Origin of the sequence: Streptomyces griseoloalbus, from assembly GCA_014650015.1 — a bacterium.
Classification (GTDB): Bacteria; Actinomycetota; Actinomycetes; order Streptomycetales; family Streptomycetaceae; genus Streptomyces; species Streptomyces griseoloalbus.
The window spans coordinates 1-854 of the sequence record BMUD01000089.1 but is presented as its reverse complement, the minus strand read 5'-3'; the positions used below and the strand labels follow the sequence as shown (position 1 = coordinate 854).

At 68.4% G+C, this 854-nt stretch carries 1 protein-coding gene; it reads left to right on the top strand.

From position 1 onward, the window contains the following. Positions 1 to 854: phosphoglucose isomerase-related protein (locus tag IE178_RS35080; RefSeq protein WP_498370654.1), on the top strand; the 854-nt coding region annotated here is incomplete at both ends.

Sequence of the window (854 nt, the reverse complement as noted above, 5' to 3'; positions counted from 1 at the left end):
GTGTTGCACACCGCGCTGCGGGCTCCGCGGGACGCGGTGATCGAGGTCGACGGGGAGAACGTCGTCCCGGCCGTGCACGCCGTCCTCGACCGGATGGCCGACTTCGCCGGCCGGGTGCGCTCGGGTGAGTGGACCGGTCACACCGGCAAGCGGATCCGCAATGTCGTCAACATCGGCATCGGCGGCTCCGACCTGGGCCCCGCGATGGCGTACGAGGTGCTGCGCGCCTACACGGCACGCGACCTGACCTTCCGCTTCGTGTCCAACGTGGACGGCGCCGACCTCCACGAGGCGGTGCGCGACCTGGACCCGGCCGAGACGCTGTTCATCGTCGCGTCGAAGACCTTCACCACCATCGAGACCATCACCAACGCCACCTCCGCGCGGACCTGGCTGCTGAGCGGTCTGGGAGGTGACGAGAAGGCGGTCGCCAGGCACTTCGTCGCCCTGTCGACGAACGCCGGGAAGGTCACGGACTTCGGCATCGACACGGCCAACATGTTCGAGTTCTGGGACTGGGTCGGCGGACGCTACTCCTACGACTCGGCGATCGGTCTGTCGCTGATGATCGCCATCGGCCCCGACCGCTTCCGGGAGATGCTCGACGGGTTCCGCGTCGTCGACGAGCACTTCCGCACGGCGCCCGCCGAGTCCAATGTGCCGCTGCTGCTGGGACTGCTGGGCGTCTGGTACGGCAACTTCCACGACGCGCAGTCGCACGCGGTGCTGCCGTACTCGCACTACCTGTCGAAGTTCACCGCCTACCTCCAGCAGCTCGACATGGAGTCCAACGGCAAGTACGTCGGCCGGGACGGGCGCGAGGTGGAGTGGCAGACGGGACCGGTGGTGTGGGG